This is a genomic window from Pelatocladus sp. (genome assembly GCF_059505505.1).
Genome location: NZ_JCACKS010000172.1, coordinates 1 through 18,961 on the forward strand (window position 1 = coordinate 1; position 18,961 = coordinate 18,961).

15 protein-coding genes and 3 pseudogenes are annotated in these 18,961 nt (G+C 40.3%); 11 read left to right on the top strand and 7 right to left on the bottom strand.

Annotated elements, in window-relative coordinates; all coding sequences use genetic code 11:
* Positions 1-262 precede the first annotated feature (262 nt).
* Positions 263-607, top strand: a pseudogene (locus AC5JMK_RS13580) (starch synthase); the annotation flags it as partial.
* Positions 608-753: 146 nt separating this feature from the next.
* Positions 754-1,842, top strand: coding sequence for a chorismate synthase (gene aroC / locus AC5JMK_RS13585; RefSeq protein ID WP_096675586.1), 1,089 nt, complete (start codon positions 754-756; stop codon positions 1,840-1,842).
* Positions 1,843-1,849: 7 nt separating this feature from the next.
* Here the strand turns inward: aroC and AC5JMK_RS13590 are convergent.
* Positions 1,850-2,225 (bottom strand): annotated as a pseudogene (locus tag AC5JMK_RS13590) (hypothetical protein); the annotation flags it as partial.
* 247 nt (positions 2,226-2,472) lie between these two features.
* Between AC5JMK_RS13590 and ybiA the strand changes: the two are divergent.
* A complete protein-coding gene (gene ybiA, locus AC5JMK_RS13595) occupies positions 2,473-2,943 on the top strand; it encodes a riboflavin biosynthesis intermediates N-glycosidase (RefSeq protein ID WP_495910344.1) in 471 nt (156 codons plus the stop codon).
* A 269-nt stretch (positions 2,944-3,212) separates the two neighbouring features.
* Positions 3,213-3,950 (top strand): photosystem II repair protein Psb32, encoded by a 738-nt coding sequence (gene psb32 / locus AC5JMK_RS13600; protein ID WP_096675588.1) that lies wholly within the window; start codon positions 3,213-3,215, stop codon positions 3,948-3,950.
* 172 nt (positions 3,951-4,122) lie between these two features.
* On the opposite strand, the gene AC5JMK_RS13605 is transcribed toward psb32, so the two are convergent.
* The 3 genes from AC5JMK_RS13605 to AC5JMK_RS13615 all read right to left on the bottom strand — a co-directional run bounded on the left by AC5JMK_RS13605 (position 4,123) and on the right by AC5JMK_RS13615 (position 6,832).
* Positions 4,123-4,506 (bottom strand): DUF4346 domain-containing protein, encoded by a 384-nt coding sequence (locus AC5JMK_RS13605; RefSeq protein WP_096675589.1) that lies wholly within the window; start codon positions 4,504-4,506, stop codon positions 4,123-4,125.
* A gap of 101 nt (positions 4,507-4,607) precedes the next feature.
* Entirely contained in the window at positions 4,608-5,789 is a 1,182-nt protein-coding gene (locus AC5JMK_RS13610) for a GNAT family N-acetyltransferase (protein WP_096675590.1), read from the bottom strand.
* 356 nt (positions 5,790-6,145) lie between these two features.
* Complete coding sequence (locus AC5JMK_RS13615; protein ID WP_495910345.1) at positions 6,146-6,832, bottom strand: RibD family protein; 687 nt, start codon at positions 6,830-6,832, stop codon at positions 6,146-6,148.
* Between the two features lie 55 nt (positions 6,833-6,887).
* On the opposite strand from AC5JMK_RS13615, the gene AC5JMK_RS13620 reads away from it, so the two are divergent.
* Positions 6,888-7,127 carry a hypothetical protein gene (locus AC5JMK_RS13620; RefSeq protein ID WP_096675592.1) on the top strand — a complete coding sequence of 80 codons (240 nt, stop codon included), beginning with the start codon at positions 6,888-6,890 and terminating at the stop codon, positions 7,125-7,127.
* Positions 7,120-9,090 carry a sensor histidine kinase gene (locus tag AC5JMK_RS13625; RefSeq protein ID WP_096675593.1) on the top strand — a complete coding sequence of 657 codons (1,971 nt, stop codon included), beginning with the start codon at positions 7,120-7,122 and terminating at the stop codon, positions 9,088-9,090. Before AC5JMK_RS13620 ends, AC5JMK_RS13625 begins: the two co-directional genes overlap by 8 nt.
* Here the strand turns inward: AC5JMK_RS13625 and AC5JMK_RS13630 are convergent.
* Positions 9,044-10,144, bottom strand: a complete 1,101-nt coding sequence (locus AC5JMK_RS13630; RefSeq protein ID WP_096675594.1) for a Gfo/Idh/MocA family protein — start codon at positions 10,142-10,144, stop codon at positions 9,044-9,046. The genes AC5JMK_RS13625 and AC5JMK_RS13630 overlap by 47 nt on opposite strands.
* Before the next feature lie 373 nt (positions 10,145-10,517).
* On the opposite strand from AC5JMK_RS13630, the gene AC5JMK_RS13635 reads away from it, so the two are divergent.
* The 4 genes and pseudogenes from AC5JMK_RS13635 to trhO all read left to right on the top strand — a co-directional run bounded on the left by AC5JMK_RS13635 (position 10,518) and on the right by trhO (position 13,737).
* Entirely contained in the window at positions 10,518-11,228 is a 711-nt protein-coding gene (locus AC5JMK_RS13635; RefSeq protein WP_495910346.1) for a hypothetical protein, read from the top strand.
* A 71-nt stretch (positions 11,229-11,299) separates the two neighbouring features.
* Positions 11,300-11,566 (top strand): zinc-dependent peptidase, encoded by a 267-nt coding sequence (locus AC5JMK_RS13640; protein WP_495910347.1) that lies wholly within the window; start codon positions 11,300-11,302, stop codon positions 11,564-11,566.
* A gap of 406 nt (positions 11,567-11,972) precedes the next feature.
* Positions 11,973-12,566, top strand: a pseudogene (locus tag AC5JMK_RS13645) (M90 family metallopeptidase); the annotation flags it as partial.
* A 292-nt stretch (positions 12,567-12,858) separates the two neighbouring features.
* Positions 12,859-13,737, top strand: coding sequence for an oxygen-dependent tRNA uridine(34) hydroxylase TrhO (gene trhO / locus AC5JMK_RS13650; RefSeq protein WP_495910348.1), 879 nt, complete (start codon positions 12,859-12,861; stop codon positions 13,735-13,737).
* Positions 13,738-13,822: 85 nt separating this feature from the next.
* Here trhO and AC5JMK_RS13655 read toward each other — a convergent pair whose 3' ends face one another.
* A complete protein-coding gene (locus AC5JMK_RS13655; RefSeq protein ID WP_495910349.1) occupies positions 13,823-14,299 on the bottom strand; it encodes a hypothetical protein in 477 nt (158 codons plus the stop codon).
* A 485-nt stretch (positions 14,300-14,784) separates the two neighbouring features.
* Here AC5JMK_RS13655 and AC5JMK_RS13660 point away from each other — a divergent pair, with 485 nt between their 5' ends.
* Positions 14,785-16,047, top strand: a complete 1,263-nt coding sequence (locus tag AC5JMK_RS13660) for an RNA-guided endonuclease InsQ/TnpB family protein (RefSeq protein WP_495910350.1) — start codon at positions 14,785-14,787, stop codon at positions 16,045-16,047.
* Positions 16,048-16,097: 50 nt separating this feature from the next.
* Here AC5JMK_RS13660 and clpB read toward each other — a convergent pair whose 3' ends face one another.
* Positions 16,098-18,716 (bottom strand): ATP-dependent chaperone ClpB, encoded by a 2,619-nt coding sequence (clpB, locus tag AC5JMK_RS13665; RefSeq protein WP_096675599.1) that lies wholly within the window; start codon positions 18,714-18,716, stop codon positions 16,098-16,100.
* Between the last annotated feature and the right edge of the window lie 245 nt (positions 18,717-18,961).

The window sequence follows — 18,961 nt, forward strand, 5'->3', positions numbered from 1 at the left end:
AACTTCTATTGACGTTCTTTTACCACAAAATATACTATTTTGGAGATGTTTAATGCTCATTTCCAGCACGAAAAACAATTTTTAAACAGTAATCCCGATGTTCATTTAGAACTGGGCTTTAATGAAGAATTATCTCACCTAATTTATGCCGGGGCAGATACAGCAGATTTCAGGTAAATGAAGTACAAATTTTAAAAACAAAGCCATATACCAAGAGACTTTCAACCCTGTTCCCTGTTCCCTATTCCCTGTTCCCTGCTGTATGATTATTGTCCCCAGTAATTACGAACCCTGTGGTTTAACTCAGATGATCGGCTTAAAGTACGGAACTGTACCCATTGTGCGTGGTGTCGGTGGACTCGTGAATACGGTATTTGACCGAGATTACGAGCAAAATTTACCTCCAGAACTACGTAATGGCTACGTCTTCTATGACACCGATTATCATGCTTTAGAATCAGCAATGGATCGAGCGATCGCACTGTGGTACGAAAAGCCACAAGAGTTTTGCCAACTAGCCCTTCAGGGTATGGACTATGACTACTCATGGAATCATCCAGGAGCAAAATATGTAGAGATTTACGACTGGATAAGACATAAGTGGTAATGGGTAATGGGTAATGGGTGGGTAATGGGTAGTATATTTTTCTCGAATTACCAATCACCTATTACCAATCACACTAATGAGGTAGTCAGTGTTGACAACAAAACTTCAGGTAAGATAAATAATCGAGACAATACTTCCTCAACATCATGGGCAACACATTCGGACATCTATTTCGCATCACTACATTTGGCGAATCCCACGGCGGTGGTGTGGGAGTTGTGATTGATGGTTGTCCTCCTCAACTAGAAATTTCCACCGAGGAAATTCAAATAGAACTTGATCGCAGACGTCCAGGACAAAGTAAAATTACCACGCCTCGCAAAGAAGAAGATAAATGCGAAATTCTCTCTGGTGTATTTGAAGGCAAAACTCTGGGAACACCAATCGCCATTTTAGTACGCAACAAAGACACTCGTTCCCAAGATTATGATGAGATGGCACTCAAGTATCGTCCTTCCCATGCAGATGCAACTTATGATGCCAAGTATGGCATTCGTAACTGGCAAGGTGGCGGTAGATCATCAGCACGAGAGACAATAGGTAGAGTTGCAGCTGGGGCGATCGCGAAAAAAATTCTCCGTCAAGTCGCTAATGTCGAAATTATCGGTTACGTCAAGCGCATCAAAGATTTAGAAGCCATTATTGATCCAGTTACGGTTAGTTTAGAACAAGTTGAAAGCAACATCGTTCGCTGTCCTGATGCTGAATGTGGCGATCGCATGATTGAATTAATCGAGGAAGTGCGCCGTGAAGGTAATTCTATCGGTGGTGTAGTAGAATGCGTAGCGCGCAATGTACCCAAAGGTTTAGGTGATCCTGTTTTCGATAAGTTAGAAGCAGATCTAGCTAAAGGAGTCATGTCTCTACCTGCTAGCAAAGGATTTGAAATTGGTTCTGGTTTCGCCGGAACTCTCCTAAGTGGATTTGAACATAACGATGAATTTTATATTGATGAAGCAGGTGAAATTCGCACTCGTACCAACCGTTCTGGTGGTATTCAAGGCGGAATTTCCAACGGTGAAAATATCATTCTCCGTGTAGCATTTAAACCAACTGCAACGATTAGAAAAGAACAGAAGACGGTAACTAATGAGGGTGAAGAGACGCTTTTAGCAGGAAAAGGACGTCATGATCCTTGTGTGTTACCACGTGCAGTTCCTATGGTTGAGGCAATGGTGGCTTTGGTTTTATGTGACCATTTATTACGACATACTGCCCAGTGTCAAGTCGTATAAAATAGTGCTAGTCAACAATATTTGGATCTATCCCTAACTCGCGTAATTTCTCCGCCAGCTTTGCAGCACACTTGTTTGCTTGTTTTATCTGTTCTTCTGGCGTAGGATATCGTTTACCTTCTTCGTCATACCAATACAACCATTCTCGCATTACTCCGCTATAGGTTCCACGTTCGCAACCAATTCCTAATACCAATTTTCTGTGAAGCTGCACATTATTTTGACCCCTCCCAACCTCCCCGAATTTGCGGGGAGGTGCCGCAGGCGGTGGGGTTCTTTATATGCGTCTTCATAAAGAAATGGTATAAGCTAATTTCTGGTAGCCAAACAGGATTTTCTGCCTGCAATTCATACTTTCCATTGACTAACTTATGCACTTCTATAGCGCTTCTCGGTTGTATGCAATACGCTGCGCCCAGACGTTACATGTAACGTCTCTACATTGTTCATGGCGGTGTATTTGATTCAAATGAGAACTGCTATAAACGTGGTTTGCAGCGACGACGAGAAGAATAGATTACTACTTTGCCTACAAAAATCAAAAATCCAACTTTTTTGAAGATGCTATCTTCTGCCTACCAACAACTCCAGGCATCATAGAAGTTGAAGTATAAAAAGAGCAACTTTAAAATGACTATTTACTTTTACAAAGCTTATGAGCTTTATGGCTGTTTTTCTAACTTTTCTCCCCACGAGATTACAATTGACGGTATTTATTGGCGGACAGTAGAGCATTATTATCAAGCTCAAAAATTTGTGGGAACACCAGACGCAGTTATTATACCTGTCATCCATAAAGTTGAGACGCCAGAAGAAGCTGCTGCATTAGGACGCTGTTGTACCCGCAAAGTCCGTTTAGATTGGGAGATAGTTAAAACTAACATCATGCGAGAAGCTGTACTTAAAAAGTTTCTCACCCATGCTGATATTAGAGAAGTTCTGCTCACTACCGGCGATCAATTACTGGTAGAAAATTCTCCCAAGGATTATTTTTGGGGTTGCGGTGCAGATCAAACAGGTGAAAACCATCTCGGTAAAATCCTGATGAGTGTACGAGAAGAAATTCGTAAGTTACCGTCGCTTTCAGTGATTGCCGAGTAAGGTCTAGCTAGAAAATGGATGTGGGGTTTCAAAAGGCAGAGGACAGGAGGCACAGACAGAAGTGTATAGCGATCGCATTTATCTTGGCAGCCGTTAAGAAACAAAGAGTATTGAAGTGTCGGAATGTATAGGTGTAGAAAAAGTTAGAAACTACTAATTTATCAAAACTTAAAAGCAAGCCAATTTCACATAAATCATGACAAAAGGTGAGACTTGTACTGCATTTGTGTAGTATTTTTGGTGAAAGCCCGTCTTTATACATTCATCCAATGAAACAGTTTCTCTGCCAATTATTTAATTGGAAAAAACATATCCAATGGCTGATTCTGCCAGTGATAATGATTCTAGTATCTGCATTTTTTGCTACACCTGCTTTTGCCACTGGTGTATACGAAATGCCAAATTTCACACCCAATACTTGGGTTTTAGATCAAGCTGAAGTCATTAGTCGTATCAATGAAGGCAAGATTAGTAGTGCCTCAGAGGATTTGGCAAAGAACACCGGAAATGAAGTCAGATTTGTTACGGTACGTCGTTTAGATTATGGTGAAACTGCGGAAAGTTTTACAAAAGCATTGTTTGAAAAATGGTTTCCGACAGCAGAAGCCCAAGCCAATCAAACTTTATTAATGATTGATTCTGTTACCAACGGTGCTGCAATTATTAGTGGCGATCGCGTTAAGTCTTTATTGACAGACGAAATTGCCAAAAGTGTCGCAGACGAAACTTTGATGACACCTTTGCGATCAGGTGACAAATATAATCAAGCGTTTTTAGATGCTAGCGATCGCCTAATCGCTGTACTTTCTGGTGAACCCGATCCCGGGCCACCCCAAATAGTCGAAAAAGTACAGGTAGAAGGCACTTTTGGGAAAACAGAAGAAGGCGAAAAAGGTAATGCGATCGCCTGGGTTGTGGGACTTTTAGTTGCTGCTACTGTCATCCCAATGGCGACTTACTACATTTATCTAGCTGTTCAACCACCTTCTTCTGATGGTAATGGTTAGTGGTTAGTAGTTAGTAGTTAAGTTGGTAGGTGTAATTAAAGATAAAATAAAACCTCACCCTGCCTCCAGCTTCCCTCTCCTTACTAAGGAGAGGGATTGAGGGTGAGGTTTTATATTTAATTTGACCCACTTACTTAGTGGTGATTAACTACTAACTACTAACAAATTCCAATTAATCTTGAATATACTCTTGCCCTGTCACTAAAGCAATCTCAGCACGAACAAATTCTCGACCTAAATAAGCTGCATGATCTAGCTGAGTCACGGGACAGGGCTTTGTTTTTTCAAATATTTCCACAGATAATTCTTTTGCTGTCCTACCTGTAAATACTGTTGTGTGAGTTCGTCCAACTTTTCCTCGTGCAGGAATTACTTTTCCTGTTTCTGGATCTACTGCTAAACCATGGTCATCAATTACATTTGTGAAATGCTTGGCACAAATCAGCCCTGTTTCTTGCTCTAAGTAAATAATGAAATATCCACCGGGATCAAGATCAATATGACGCTGAGAAAGCTTATTATCTATTTGCGCTATATCTTCCAATTTCAAACCCATACTTACCGTAAAACGTAAACTTGATTCAGGAATTTTTCATCCTTTCTCAAGTTTAATTCTTATCTACCTCAAAATATTCTTGTGAAAGCTATTTTTAAATCTCAATTATTTTTTTGAGAAAATGGTAATTCTGTATTGATTACCTCAATTTCTTGCTGTTCGAGTTCATTTACTTCATCAATATAAGAACATAAAATTTTTCGCAAACGATTATTGTAAAAGCGATGCAAACTGTAGTTAGGCTGTGCAGGAAAACCACGACGTTTTTTATGGCGTCCACCTGCACCGGGATCAAAGATTTGGATACCGTTAGCGATCGCCCATGCAATCGGGGCATAATAACAAGCATCAAAATGTAAGCAATCTATTTCTTGAAAACTACCCCAGTAGCGCCCATACATTCTATCGTCCTTGAATAAACAAAAAGACATCCCCATTGGTTGATGCTGATTTTGTTCGTTATATGCGGCGAAAAATAAAACGCGATCGCGATAATTCTCGTGTAACTGCTCAAAAAATCGCTTTGTTAAATATTTGCTACCCCACCAGCCAAACTTATCGCAAGTATCTGCATAAAATTCATACATTAACCCAAACAAAGACTTGGGAATTTCCTCGCCACTCAAGGGTTGTAATCGTAAACCAGCTTTTTCTACAGCTTTGCGTTCGCGCTTGATATTACGACGCTGGTTAGCATTAAATACTGCCAAATAATCATCAAAAGTTTGAAAGCCAAGATTTTCCCAAATATAACTGTGGTGCAGCCAAGTAGTAAAACCACAGCGTTCTAAAACAGGACGCCATTGGGGATCTACATACAGAAAATGACAACCAGAAATCTGGTGTTTTGAGCAAAAAGCATCAATTTCATGCACCATAATTGCTGTGATTTCATCTTCATCTTCCCCAGGTGCGATTAAAAATCGATAACCTTCCGCAGGAGTAAATGGTGTCATTCCCAACATTTTTGGGTAATATTCCACACCAATACGTTGCGCCAAATCAGCCCATTGGTGATCAAACACAAATTCACCATAACTATGTCCTTTCAAGTAAAGTGGTGCAACAGCAACCAGTGTCCGATCTCGCCACAAAGTCAAGTGATTGGGTAGCCAACCCGTTTTAGCTGTAGCACTACCTGAAGTTTCTAAATTGTTCAGCCAATTCCACTCTAAAAACGGGGTTGTCAGTGGTAGTGCTAAAGCATCCCAGGCTGATTGAGGAATTTCGGTAATTTTGTTAATCCAAGCAACAGAGTAGCGAGGTTTTAATTGTTCCACCATCGCGGGCTTCCGATACAAAAGTTAATAATCATTTTACCAAGACTTAGCGGGAGCGTGAAAGTCCCTTTGCACTCCCAACAAACTTTAGTCATCAATGTTACAAGGTTAAGCCTTAATGTTGTAACCTTAAGCCTTAAAGCTAGAACATGAAGCCTTAAAGCTAGAACATTAAGCCTTAAAGCTAGAACATTAAGACTTAAAGCTAGAACATTAAGACTTAAAGCTAGAACATTAAGACTTAAAGCTAGAACATTAAGCCTTAAGATTAAATACCTACCCTTGAAAGTGGAGAGTGTGGGGAGACAACAGAGAAATAACTATTAACTATTGTAGAGACGCGATTAATCGCGTCTCTACTAATCACTAACAATTCGATAATGAAGAAAAACTTCTTGGTCTACCCTATCAACTTCTATAAGTTGTAACCGAGGAGCTAGTTGTGGTAGAAATCCTTTACCTTCAACTGGTGTTGGCGCAGCAACACCACCTAAAATCAAGGGACAAATAGTCAGCCAAAGTTCATCGATTAAATCTAATTCCAGCAGCGAGGCGACTAGTTCACCACCACCTAATATAGCTAATTGTGCTATTCCCAATTTTGAGAGATGCTCCAGAGCTGCTGCAACATCAATTTTTCCCTCTTCCGTTTCAAAGACCATAATCTGCTCAAATTCAGGTCTTTTATGCCAAAAAACCGCCCCTGTGCTTGTAGTGAGTAACCAACGTTGAACTGGCTGTTGAAAAAAGCGAATTTCCGGATTTAGGTTGGCTGAGTGTGTAGTTACAATATGTACTGGTTGAAGGGGTTTACCCCCTTGTATCCGATTTTGCAGTAGTTGTGGATTTGTTACGGTTAATGTTGTACCGTAGGCACGGAGAGTACCAGCACCAAATAAGACTGCATCAGCAGTAGCAATTCTGTTTTCCAGATGTGCTTTATCACTCTTGGAGCCAAAACGAGCAGGCGATCGCGTAACATCAGCTATCTTGCCATCTGCACTCATGGCTAAAACCACCGTAGTATAAGGTCGATATTGCACCATTGATTTGATTTGTATATTTTGTCTATATTTTTACTTTGGATTATCAGAAAGAATCATGCTGGCAAACTCCTGTTTACAACTAATTTCACAACTTTATTTACATCTGGTCAAAGTTGCAATTATAACTAGTTGCTTTCAGGGTTTGTATAATATATATTTTTTTGCTATCCAGCTATCTAATGGTTTAAAATTTTTGGCATCAACCAATATTTATCGCTTAAAAATAGTAATTAATTTAATTGCATTTAGTTGCTGTTGTGGTTTGCAAATGCCAAGTGAGAGTGCCGATGGCTAACCAGCGTCAATCCTCCTTTAGGCGGATTTTAGTATCAAAAATTTTGCTTCTATCTGTTCCAGTTTTATTGATAGGTGAAATAGTTGCCTATCAAAAAGCACGTTATAGCCTTTTAGAAACTGCCCGTCAAAATTTAACAGCAAGTGCTGTTCTTAAGGGAGAAAAAGTTGCCGATACAATCTCTGCTTTAAAAGCTAATTTGTTCACTGCTACTCAAACACAGGTGATTCAATCAGGTACACTTGCTCAAAAAGAAGATTTTATCAATCAACTAGCGCAACAGCAACCACGGCAAATTGAATGTATACAATTAGTAGATTCTAATAGCGATGAAATAAGTGCTAGTACGTGTGGTCAAGAACCTGTGAATCAGTCTAATGCTGATTTTTATAGCAATGGGTTAGAAGTAAAACTATTATCACCATCAAATTTAAATACAACTGGTAATAGAGATGAACAAAGTAAACTGAAACTATTGCTATCAGCGCCAGTCTATGACCAAGCTGGCGAGTGGCGCTATAACTTAGTTTTCAAATCAGCTTTGTTACGCGAAAAAATTAAAAATAAACCAGGTTTACTAACAGGTTCTACAGTTGTTATTGCCGAAAACGGTACAATTTTAGCACATCCAATCGCCAGCCGAATTGGTACTAATATTGCCCAGCACATAGATGCTTCACGTCTACAAATGATAGTGAAAAATGCCATTGCTGGTAAACAAGATACTCTGCATTTATTTTTTGATAAACAGGGAGAAGAATTACTCGCTGGTTACACTGCTATTGACAGTCCAATTATCCAAGGAAAACAGCAAAAATGGGTGATTTTAGCGGTTACTGGTCTAGATAATGCTTTGTATGATTTAGGGCAAATCAAACTAATTTTGATCGTTTTGACAGTAGGCTTAATTGGCGCTAGTGTATTGGCATCTTTGTATTTAGCTCGTTGTCTAGCACTTCCAGTTGAAGAACTGCGTGACTATGCTCTCAATCTCCACAGTTACCACAGCACAGTACCAGTTCCGCACAACTTAAAAATTCGGGAGTTCAATCAACTAGCGCAAGCCTTAGATCAAATGCTAGAACGCCTCAAAGCTTGGGCGGAAGAAGTAGAAATAGCTTGGAAAGAAGCCAAAAATGCCAACCAGAGTAAAAGCCAATTTTTAGCAGCAACTTCCCATGAATTGAGAAATCCATTACACATTATTATTAACTGTATTCGTCTGGTTCGAGATGACTTGTGTGATGACAGAGAAGAAGAACTAGAGTTTCTTAAGCGTGCTGATGAAACGGCAATTCACTTACTAGGTATAATTAACGAATTGCTAGATATTTCCAAAATAGAAGCTGGTAAACTATCTGTGTCTTTAGAACCAATTGACCTTCAGAAATTACTCAAAGAGGTCATTAATTTGCAATCTGTGAATATTCAACAAAAAGGATTGCAGTTAAACATTCCTCAACAGATGAGTGAATTCATTTTGGTGAATGCTGACCCAGCCAAATTGAAGCAGGTACTAATTAATATTATCGGTAATGCAACTAAATTTACTGATGAAGGTAGCATCACAATTACAACAGAAATTCAACAAATTGATAGTAAATACCAGGTAATTGTCAGTGTTCAAGACACAGGTGTGGGGATTGATCCCACCCAGCAACAAAAGCTATTTCGCCCATTTGTCATGGTGGATGATGCTACTACACGCAAATTTGGCGGTACTGGGCTGGGACTAGCCATTTCACGGAACTTAGTTGAACTAATGGGAGGTAAGATCACTCTTGAAAGTAGAGGTATCAATCAAGGTACAACAGTGAGCATTATTTTACCTTTGATAGATACCCGCCAGGAGACAACAGAAGATGAGGAAAATGGCAAAGTCGGAGAATTAAACTGTGCTAGCCAAAAGCCAGAACTCAGTACAGATTTGTGTTCAGCACAACAGGTTTGCCATCCTGGTTAAGTGATTCTGTCAGAGCAGCAAGAATATTTACTAACTGTGTCCCTACCCAAACAGAGGAAACTGGGCAAGGAGTATTGTTATGAACACAGCTAACAAAGCGATCGCACACTCGTTTTAATGGTTCATTTTTTTCGACTTGCAGCACTTGTTGGCTTTGATTTATAGTAACAAAATGATTTTTTTCTACTTCTAACTCTCCATGCAGCAGCGTTAAAGGTGATATAGCTGACATTTCATCAAAAATCAAACTACCTCGACTACCTACAACTACTAAACGTCGCTGCTTATCAGCATTCAGCCAACACAAATGAATATAAGCTTGAAAACCATTAGCGTAATTTAGTGTCACCCAAACCAGATCGGCAAGTCTTTTAGATAAAGACAAGGGAGACAAAGAAGAAAAAACTCCTCCTTGTCCCCCGTGTCCCCCATGTCCCCCTTGTAGCCACACCCTACCTGAAGCCTGTACACTCACTGGTTGCTGACCTAACCAAGCATTGAATATTGCAATGTCGTGAATAGCTAAATCCCATAGTGCATCAACATCTTGGCGAACTGGCCCCAAATGAGTGCGATAAGCATAGCCATAGCGTAAATCCCCTAATTCTCCTGTATGAACAACATTTTGCCCTCGTTCCACTGCTGGATGAAATAGATAAGTATGGTCAACCATTAGTTGCCGTTGCTGTTTTTGGGCTAGCTGGCAGAGTTTATAACATTCTGTCGGATCTAAAGTTAAAGGTTTTTCTGCTAAAACATGGTATCCCCAATTTAAGGCGTCAGTAATTAAGGAATAATGTGTGCTGGCAGGGGTAGCAATGACTACTGCATCTAAATCTATGATTTGTTTAATTTCTGACCACTCGGTTGTTAATAATACATTATGATTTGTAGTGTTTTTTGAAAAAAATTGGCGTTTTATCTTTGCCAAACACTCTAGATTCGGGTCTACCACAGCTGCAACGATGACTTGGGGATGCTCCAGAAAATTCCGCAGCAAATTTACACCCCAACGCCCCACTCCAACGACAGCGATTTTAATTTGATTAGTCATTAGTCAAAAGTCAAGATTCAAGAGTCAAGACGCGATATTCCTCGTGTCTCTACCCAATCGTCTGTAGGATTTATAACAATTGCCATTGTTAAATACCCTGATTTTATCCTTTTGTCTCTGAATATTTGAGATGCTCCCACTATACACCCCTGCATTTGTGTAGGCTGATAAAGCGAAATCGTATTAATTCTTTGCTTTTCTTTTTTAGTACAAAAATACTAAAATATATCTTATTCAATGTGAATTTCTTTTGCTCCCGCTAAATAATTACTCTCTACATCAGGGAACTATATGTGTAACCAAACTCTTGGTTTTGCAGAATCACGTGTAAAACCCGTTGGTAAATCACTAAATCGCATCACATAGAGGCAATATGGAAATTAAACTTGGATTTGGAAGTGTACCAAAACCTCAATATGTTTTTGTTAGTAGAGAAGCAGATCATTGTTGGTATATGCTTTCTGAACAAGAGCAACATATACCAATTTATGACAAAGCTTTAACTGGAATAATCACAAAAATAGAATGTAACAAAACAGTTGAGACAAAGTTTGGAAAAAGAGAGAAAACAGATTTGCATGTTTTAGCAGAACAACCTTACATCATCCGTTCTGGTAGAGATTCTTACTTCTCTAAAAGCTTATTGTTATCTTTGGATATTATTACAAATGAACAACTGCATCAACCATTGACAATTGCGGTTTCTCCAGGGGACAAAAAAGTTGTATTTTGTACAATTTATAATCCAATAACATATCAAGAAATCAAGATTACTTGGAACGAACACAACGAAATTGACTTACAATCTTTAGAACAAAAGATTAGTCAGAGAATTAATCAAATTCAAAAGCCGGAAAGTACTACAAATCATGAATTACGGAGAATAATTATGGCGCAAACTGATACTTACTTAAAACAATTAGACTGGAACCCAGAACAAGGAAGACGTTATTTAGAACAGAAATATGGCAAGCGATCGCGTCGAGAATTGAATGATCAAGAACTTATAGACTTTACGATGGCAATTTTTGAGATTTTATGTACTCAAGAAAATAGATTTGTGATGAGTAATTTAGCAGGATAGTTTTTTTATACCGCATCAGGAGCAATTGTCCCTGATGCCTTAACTACGGGTAAAGAGCAAACTAAAAAACAATGATTAAAACTATTATTGTTTTACTTATAATTGGTCTAATTATCACTGGAATTTTCATCAGTTCCATCATCACTAAACAACGAATAAATCTTCTTAAAAAACGTCTTTTTCCTCCACTTTGGAACTCTATTATTGAAAATAATCTTCCCATTTACACCCGTCTTACTCCCGATGAACGCAGACGCCTACAAGGACATGTGCAAGTATTTTTAACAGAAAAACAATTCATAAGACCTCTCGGTATGCGGGAAACTCAGTCGCTTTAGCGCTGAGAGGGAAGCGACACGTGCGGTTTTAACCGCTTTAAATATTTGCACCATTACACGGGAATTGCTTAATTTGGTGTACCTTTGTAATGCACTTTCAAATGGGACAGTTACCATTTCAAATCTCGCAATCCTGTACGCATAACGGTTTTGCTCCAAGGAGCCTTCCCTTACGGGAGTAATGTTAGCCTCGACAATGTTATTGGTCGGTACTATCCGAAAGACACTGACTTAACCCAATAAATCTGTTTAATCCTTCAGTTCTAGAGCAAGGAACTAGCTACGCATCCCCTGGTAGGTCTTTAACTCTTGCCAATAACGTAGTACACAAGGTACTTAGTCTGGTCAACTATTGTCTAAGTCTTAGGCGCTTTAGCCCAATGTCTTTAGACTTGGGTCGTTGACTGGCTGTCAAGGATTGCAGGTGACAGAAGAAATGAAGTTAACTGTTGCTGCTATCGCATCTCTACTGTTGCTGAATGAACGTGGCGAATATTTTCCCAAACTACGTTCAATTTTAATTTATCCCAGTGCCTATTTTGTCAACGAAACTGTTGCGACTAGTGAATATATTGTTGAAGAAAGGCGTGTAGCAAGATTGGGTGAGTCGTGGAGTCGCGATCAAGTAGTATTATCTTGGGAACAGGTGCAACAAGACACTCGCAACTGGAATGATGGACATAACGTGATTTTGCATGAATTTGCTCACCAGTTAGATCAAGAGGAAGGTAAAGCGCAGGGTGTGCCAAAATTGGCACAAAAATCAGATTATTCCATTTGGTCTAGGGTGATGACACAAGCATATCAACAACTCTGCAATGATGTGCAACGAGATATAAAAAATGTGATGAATAGTTATGGTGCGACTAATCCCGCAGAGTTTTTTGCTGTGGCGACTGAGACATTTTTTGAAAAGCCACAGCAGTTGTTGAAGATGCAACCAGGATTGTATAAATTATTGCAAGGTTATTATCAGGTAGATCCTGGGGAATGGGTTTAGTTTTGGATGCAAGCGATCGCATTTATAGCAGTTTTCTATCACATAATAAATATGGGAAATGCCTAAAGCCTTACCAATGACAAAGGACAGTTGAGAAATAATGTTTAAACTATAGCACTTCTCACTCGATTGCAATACAGTCGGAACCCCACCCCGGCTTTGCTGACGCAAAACCTCCCCTAAGCGCAAGCGCTTAGGGGATTAAGGGGTGGGGTACGTATTGGACACAACCGAGAACTGCTATAGAAATTACTTACAAATCCTGTTTAAACGTCTAACTATTTACGTAAATATGACATTAGTTGTTGCTACATTTTATAAATTTGTTAAACTGCCAGATTATGCTGAAAAACAGCAATCTTTGTTATCTTATTGCCAAGCACAAGGTATTAAGGGAACTATTTTACTAGCCCAAGAAGGGATAAATGGGACGATCGCAGGCGATCGTGAAAGTATTAACTCAGTGTTATCTTTTTTGCGGTCTGATTCTCGTTTTGCTGACTTGGAACATAAAGAGTCTACTGCTGAAGAGTCACCATTTCAACGTCTGAAAGTACGCCTGAAAAAAGAAATAGTCACAATTGGACTACCTGATATTGACCCCAATGAAAAAGTCGGAACTTATGTTACTCCCAAAGACTGGAATCAGATAATCTCTGATCCAGAAGTGGTTGTAATTGACACCCGCAATGATTATGAATTCAGTATTGGCACTTTTAAAAAAGCTCAAAATCCCAACACTGAATCATTTAGGCAATTTCCAGAATATGTAAACAAACACCTTGATTCGAGTCAGTATAAGAAAGTCGCACTATTTTGTACTGGTGGTATTCGCTGTGAAAAAGCTTCTTCTTTTATGCTTTCCCAAGGTTTTCAAGAAGTTTATCACCTCAAAGGCGGTATTCTCAAATATTTAGAGGAAGTTCCAGCAGAGGAAAGTCTTTGGGAAGGGGAATGTTTTGTCTTCGATGAACGAGTCGCTGTGAGTCATGGGTTAGAACCCGGTTCCCATGAGATGTGTGTTGGTTGTGGACACCCAATTTCAGAAGCTGATAAAACTTCTCCTCATTATGAAGAAGGTATTAGTTGTCCTCACTGTTTTGATAGTCTCACCCCAGAAAAGAGATCTGGTTTAGAAGAGAAAAAGCGACAAATGAGAAGGGGAGAATAGGGAACTTATCAATTCAAAAGTCAAAAGTCAAAAATTTTTTATTTTTGACTTTTGAGTTGTTTCTCCTGTTCCCTCTCTTCACCATTCAATTAGTTGCTGTGGCGAAAACTTCTTGTAGTTTTTCAGGATGTTTTGTAAATGCTAAATATTGAGACGCCATTTCTGGAGTTAACAGTTCTATCATTAATCTGTTTTCTACCCAAAACTCCATGACATCAAATAAGGAATCACGGTTACAGCGTACTACGCGCCAACCTGCACTCATACCAACTTGTTCAATTTCTTCTTGGGTGACAGGTACAGAAATTGCTGCGTGGGTAGCTGTGAACATAGAAGGATTGTCATTGTGAACAAACATGCACTGCTCATCAGGTGCTGTACCGGGTACTATCTCAGATCCTAAAGGATAAACTTCAACTGCTGTACCGTGTTCATCACCGGGAAAAACTATATAGCTACCTGGGTGAGGAGGAAAAGGTGCTGCTTGGCCTTTCAAGACTTTGGCAAGAGTTTGTGCAACAAGCTGGGGATTTTTGGCGGAAACTGAAATGTGGTGAATCATAAGAATAACCTTCAAGATGTAAGATTCTACAACTGATAGTTATCGTGTTCCGCAAATCAGAAGATTAAGTTTTTTACACAAATTTTGATAGGTTTGTAGTAATACCATTTCCATATGAAGATGCATAGAAAGAACCCCACCGCCTTCGGCACCTCCCCTTGGTAAGGGGAGGTTGGGAGAGGTTAAAATAATGTGCAGCTTCATATTTAATTGGTATAAGCACTTTAGTGCTGAAATATTTGAGGACTAAAGTCCTTACTACAAACTATTTATAAGGACGGCTGGCTGAAAACCCCTGAGAAGCAGGCACGTAGTGCCGTACTTCGTCCTTCAGGCGGGGGACGGCAGGTGCTACAACGGGGGGAACCCCCGCAACGCACTGCCTCATGAAAGCCGCCGACGCAGGATTTATCCTGCCGTATCACTTCTTTCCGGAATAGTCTTACAAAATGATGTATGATTATGTAAGAGGAGGCGAGAAAGCAATGTTGAGTTTAACTTACGAGTACAAAGCAATGCCTACAAACGAGCAAATACAACAGATTGAACACACTTTAACAGTGTGTCGCAAAGTTTGGAATTTTGCTCTACGAGAACGTAAGGATTGGTTGAATTCTCGTAAGTGTCAAACCAACGCTTGCTCCATCGTTTCTGAATACATTACACCAGCAGACGCTCCATATCCTAACTATTACGAACAAGCCAATGCTTTGACTCGTGCCAAAGCTGAATTTCCTGAACTGGCAACAGTTCATTCTCAGGTGCTTCAACAAGTTCTGAGAAAACTAGAAACAGCTTTTGTGGACATGACTCGCAAGAAAATGGGTTTTCCTCGGTTTAAAAACAAGTACAGGATGCGGTCATTCGTGTATCCACAATTAGGAAAAAGTCAAGTTCTTAAAAATAATCAAATTAAACTACCTCAGATTGGTTGGATGGAGTATGTCAAGTCTCGTGAAATTCCTGATGGTTTCAAGGTGAAACAAGTTCGGGTTGTTCGCAAGGCTAGTGGATATTTTTTGATGTTCACGCTGGAATGTGATGTTAACGTCCCTGATACGGTTGCCAGTGGGCATCCTAGGGGAATTGACTTGGGTTTAGATAAGTTTGCGGCTACTTCCGATAACGAATTAGTTGAACGACCTCGCTTTTTGAACACATTGCACCGCAAGCTGAAATTGCTGCAACGCAGATTGAGGAACAAAAATAAAGGTTCAAACAACCGTCACAAATTAAACCGCAAAATAGCCCGACTTCATCAACGTATTTCAGATACCCGCAAAGACTGGCATTTTAAGCTTGCTCATAAGCTTTGCAATGATGCTGGAATGGTGTTTGTTGAGGATATTGATTTTCGTACCTGGGCAAAAGGGATGTTGGGCAAACACACCCTTGATGCTGGGTTTGGACAATTCGTTGAAATCCTTAAATGGGTATGCTGGAAACGGGGTGTGTATTTCAATAAGGTGGACAAAGACTACACATCGCAGGTCTGTCCTCAATGTGATACGCACACCGGAAAGAAAGATTTAAGTGACAGGCTACATGCTTGTCGTGAATGCGGCTATACGGTACATCGTGATGTAGCAGCCGCACAAGTGATCCGAAACAGGGGGGTCAATGCGCTGGGACGCAGCGTGTTAGAAAATGCTTGTGGAGACGGTCTGACGGGGACGGGAAACCGTCTAGTTAAGAGTCAACGAAACAGGAAGAATGGTGTCCAAGCGCGGTTTAAACCCGCTTCGTAACATCATTTGAGAATCCCTGTGGCTTTAGCCCAGGGAGTACGTCAAACCTGTTAAGTCGTTAATATTTCTGCGGGTAAGTGCTTGAAGGAAAGACGCTCATTTTCGATGTCTACAAAGATCATATCGCCATCATTGAATTCGCCCCGCAAAATTGCTTTGGCGATTGGTGTCTCTAATTCCCTTTGAATTGCACGTTTGAGTGGACGCGCACCGAATACAGGGTCGTAACCGACTTCGGCTAAAAAGTCAAGAGCAGCTTCGGAGAGTTTGAGAGACATCTTACGATCGCCTAATCTTTGGCGGAGTCTTTCAACTTGTAACAAGACAATTTCGCGTAATTCTGATTTTTGCAAACCGTGGAAAATAATCAACTCATCAACCCGGTTGAGGAATTCTGGACGGAAGGAATTCCGCAAAGCTTCCATTACCCGACTCCGCATTTCCTCATAACGAGATTCATCACCAGCGACATCGAGGATAAATTGTGAACCGATATTACTGGTCATAATTATAATAGTGTTTTTGAAGTCCACTGTATGACCTTGAGCATCGGTGACACGTCCATCATCGAGGATTTGCAGCAAGATGTTGAACACATCTGGGTGAGCTTTTTCGATTTCGTCGAAGAGAATTACCGCATAAGGACGACGGCGAATTGCTTCGGTTAATTGTCCACCTTCTTCGTAACCGACATATCCGGGAGGTGCGCCAATCAAACGGGAAACGGCGTGTTTCTCCATGTACTCAGACATGTCAATGCGGACTAGCGCTTCTTCGGTGTCAAACAAATATGCTGCGAGGGCCTTTGCTAATTCTGTTTTACCCACACCAGTAGGGCCAAGGAAAATAAAGCTAGCGATGGGACGATTCGGATCTGCTAAACCCGCACGCGATCGCTGAATTGCATCTGCAACAGCTGTGACTGCTTCTTGTTGTCCAACCACACGATGATGTAGTTCATCTTCTAAATGCAGCAGTTTTTCTTTTTCAGATTCTACCAACTTGCTAATCGGGATACCAGTCCACTTAGAAATCACTTCGGCGATATCAGCTTCGGTGACTTCTTCGCGCAACAGAGATTTTCCAGTATGTTGAGTTTGGGTTAATTCAGATTCTGCGGCTTCCAACCTACGGTGTAAATCAGTTAACTTACCATACTTTAATTCCGCAGCGCGGTTGAGATCATAATCTCGTTCGGCTTGTTGAATTTCTAAGTTAACTCGGTCTATTTCCTCTTTGACAGATTGAATTTTGGTGATAATATCCTTTTCAGACTGCCATTGAGTGTTTAGCGTCCGTTGTTCTTCTTTAAGATCCGCGAGTTCTTTTTCTAGTTTTTCGAGACGTTCGCGAGAAGCGGTGTTGCTTTCTTTCTGCAACGACAGCTTTTCCATTTCCAACTGTAAAATCTTGCGATCAATCTCATCCAGTTCTTCTGGTTTGGAGGTAATCTCCATTTTCAATCTAGCAGCAGCTTCGTCTACCAAGTCAATAGCTTTGTCTGGTAAAAAGCGATCGCTAATATATCGACTCGAAAGTGTCGCCGCAGCAACTAAAGCATTATCAGAGATTTTTACACCGTGGTGCAGTTCGTAACGTTCTTTCAAACCCCGCAGAATCGAGATCGTATCTCCAACACTGGGTTGATCGACATAAACTTGTTGGAAACGTCGCTCTAAAGCCGCGTCTTTTTCAATATACTTACGATATTCATCTAAAGTTGTCGCCCCGATACAGCGCAACTCACCTCGCGCCAACATGGGTTTAAGCAAGTTGCTAGCATCCATCGCGCCTTGGGTAGCACCCGCACCAACAACAGTATGAATCTCATCAATAAATAGAATTATATTACCACCGGATTCGGTAACTTCTTTTAAAACTGCTTTGAGACGTTCTTCAAATTCACCCCGGAATTTTGCACCCGCAATCAAAGCACCCATATCCAAAGCAATCAGCTTGCGGTCTTTGAGAGATTGGGGAACATCACCAGCAACGATGCGCTGTGCTAAACCTTCAACAATAGCGGTTTTACCAACACCTGGTTCTCCAATCAACACAGGATTATTCTTGGTGCGGCGAGATAGAATTTGAATCGTGCGACGAATTTCATCATCTCGTCCAATTACTGGATCAAGTTTACCTTGACGAGCGGCTTCGGTGAGGTCACGCCCATATTTTTCCAGTGATTGGTATTTACCTTCTGGATTTTGGTCGGTCACTTTTTGGCTTCCCCGAATTTGCTTAATAGTATCTTTTAGTTTTCTTTCGTCTAATCCAAATTCTTGGAATAGACTTTTACCAAAGCGATCATCTTTGGCGTAAGCAAGTAATAAATGTTCTATCGATATATATTCGTCATCAAACTCTTTACGATAATTTTCAGCTCGATCTAACAGAGAATCCAAGCTGCGTCCCAGGTAAACAGAATTGATGCTTCCCGATACTCTTGGCTGACGTTGGACGTATTGATCTGTGCGATCGCGTAATTTTTGCAGATTCACACCCAATTTTGTAAACACAGGCCCAGCTAGTCCTTCTTGTTCTAGCAAAGCTTTCATCAGATGTTCACTTTCGATTTGCTGATGGTGGTTTTGTTTAGCGATGTCAGGAGTATGCGCGATCGCTTCCCAGGCTTTTTCTGTAAATTGATTAGGGTTAGTTGGTTGCATAGGCTTTTTGAGGAACGAACTACACGCGCAAATATAATTTTTGTTCTTATATGGTCATTTTAGAAAGAAGCGGATAATAAGCTAGATCGGTCTTCACGTCTTTTTCAAGTAGTATTACCGTCCGGGACACGGGAAGGAGGACAAGAGAGTATGGCGGGGAGCAAAGCACTCAAGCATTAAGATATTGAAAAAGCAAAATGACATTTTTAGTGCGTGATCTACCGAAATGAGAAAGTAAAATGGCT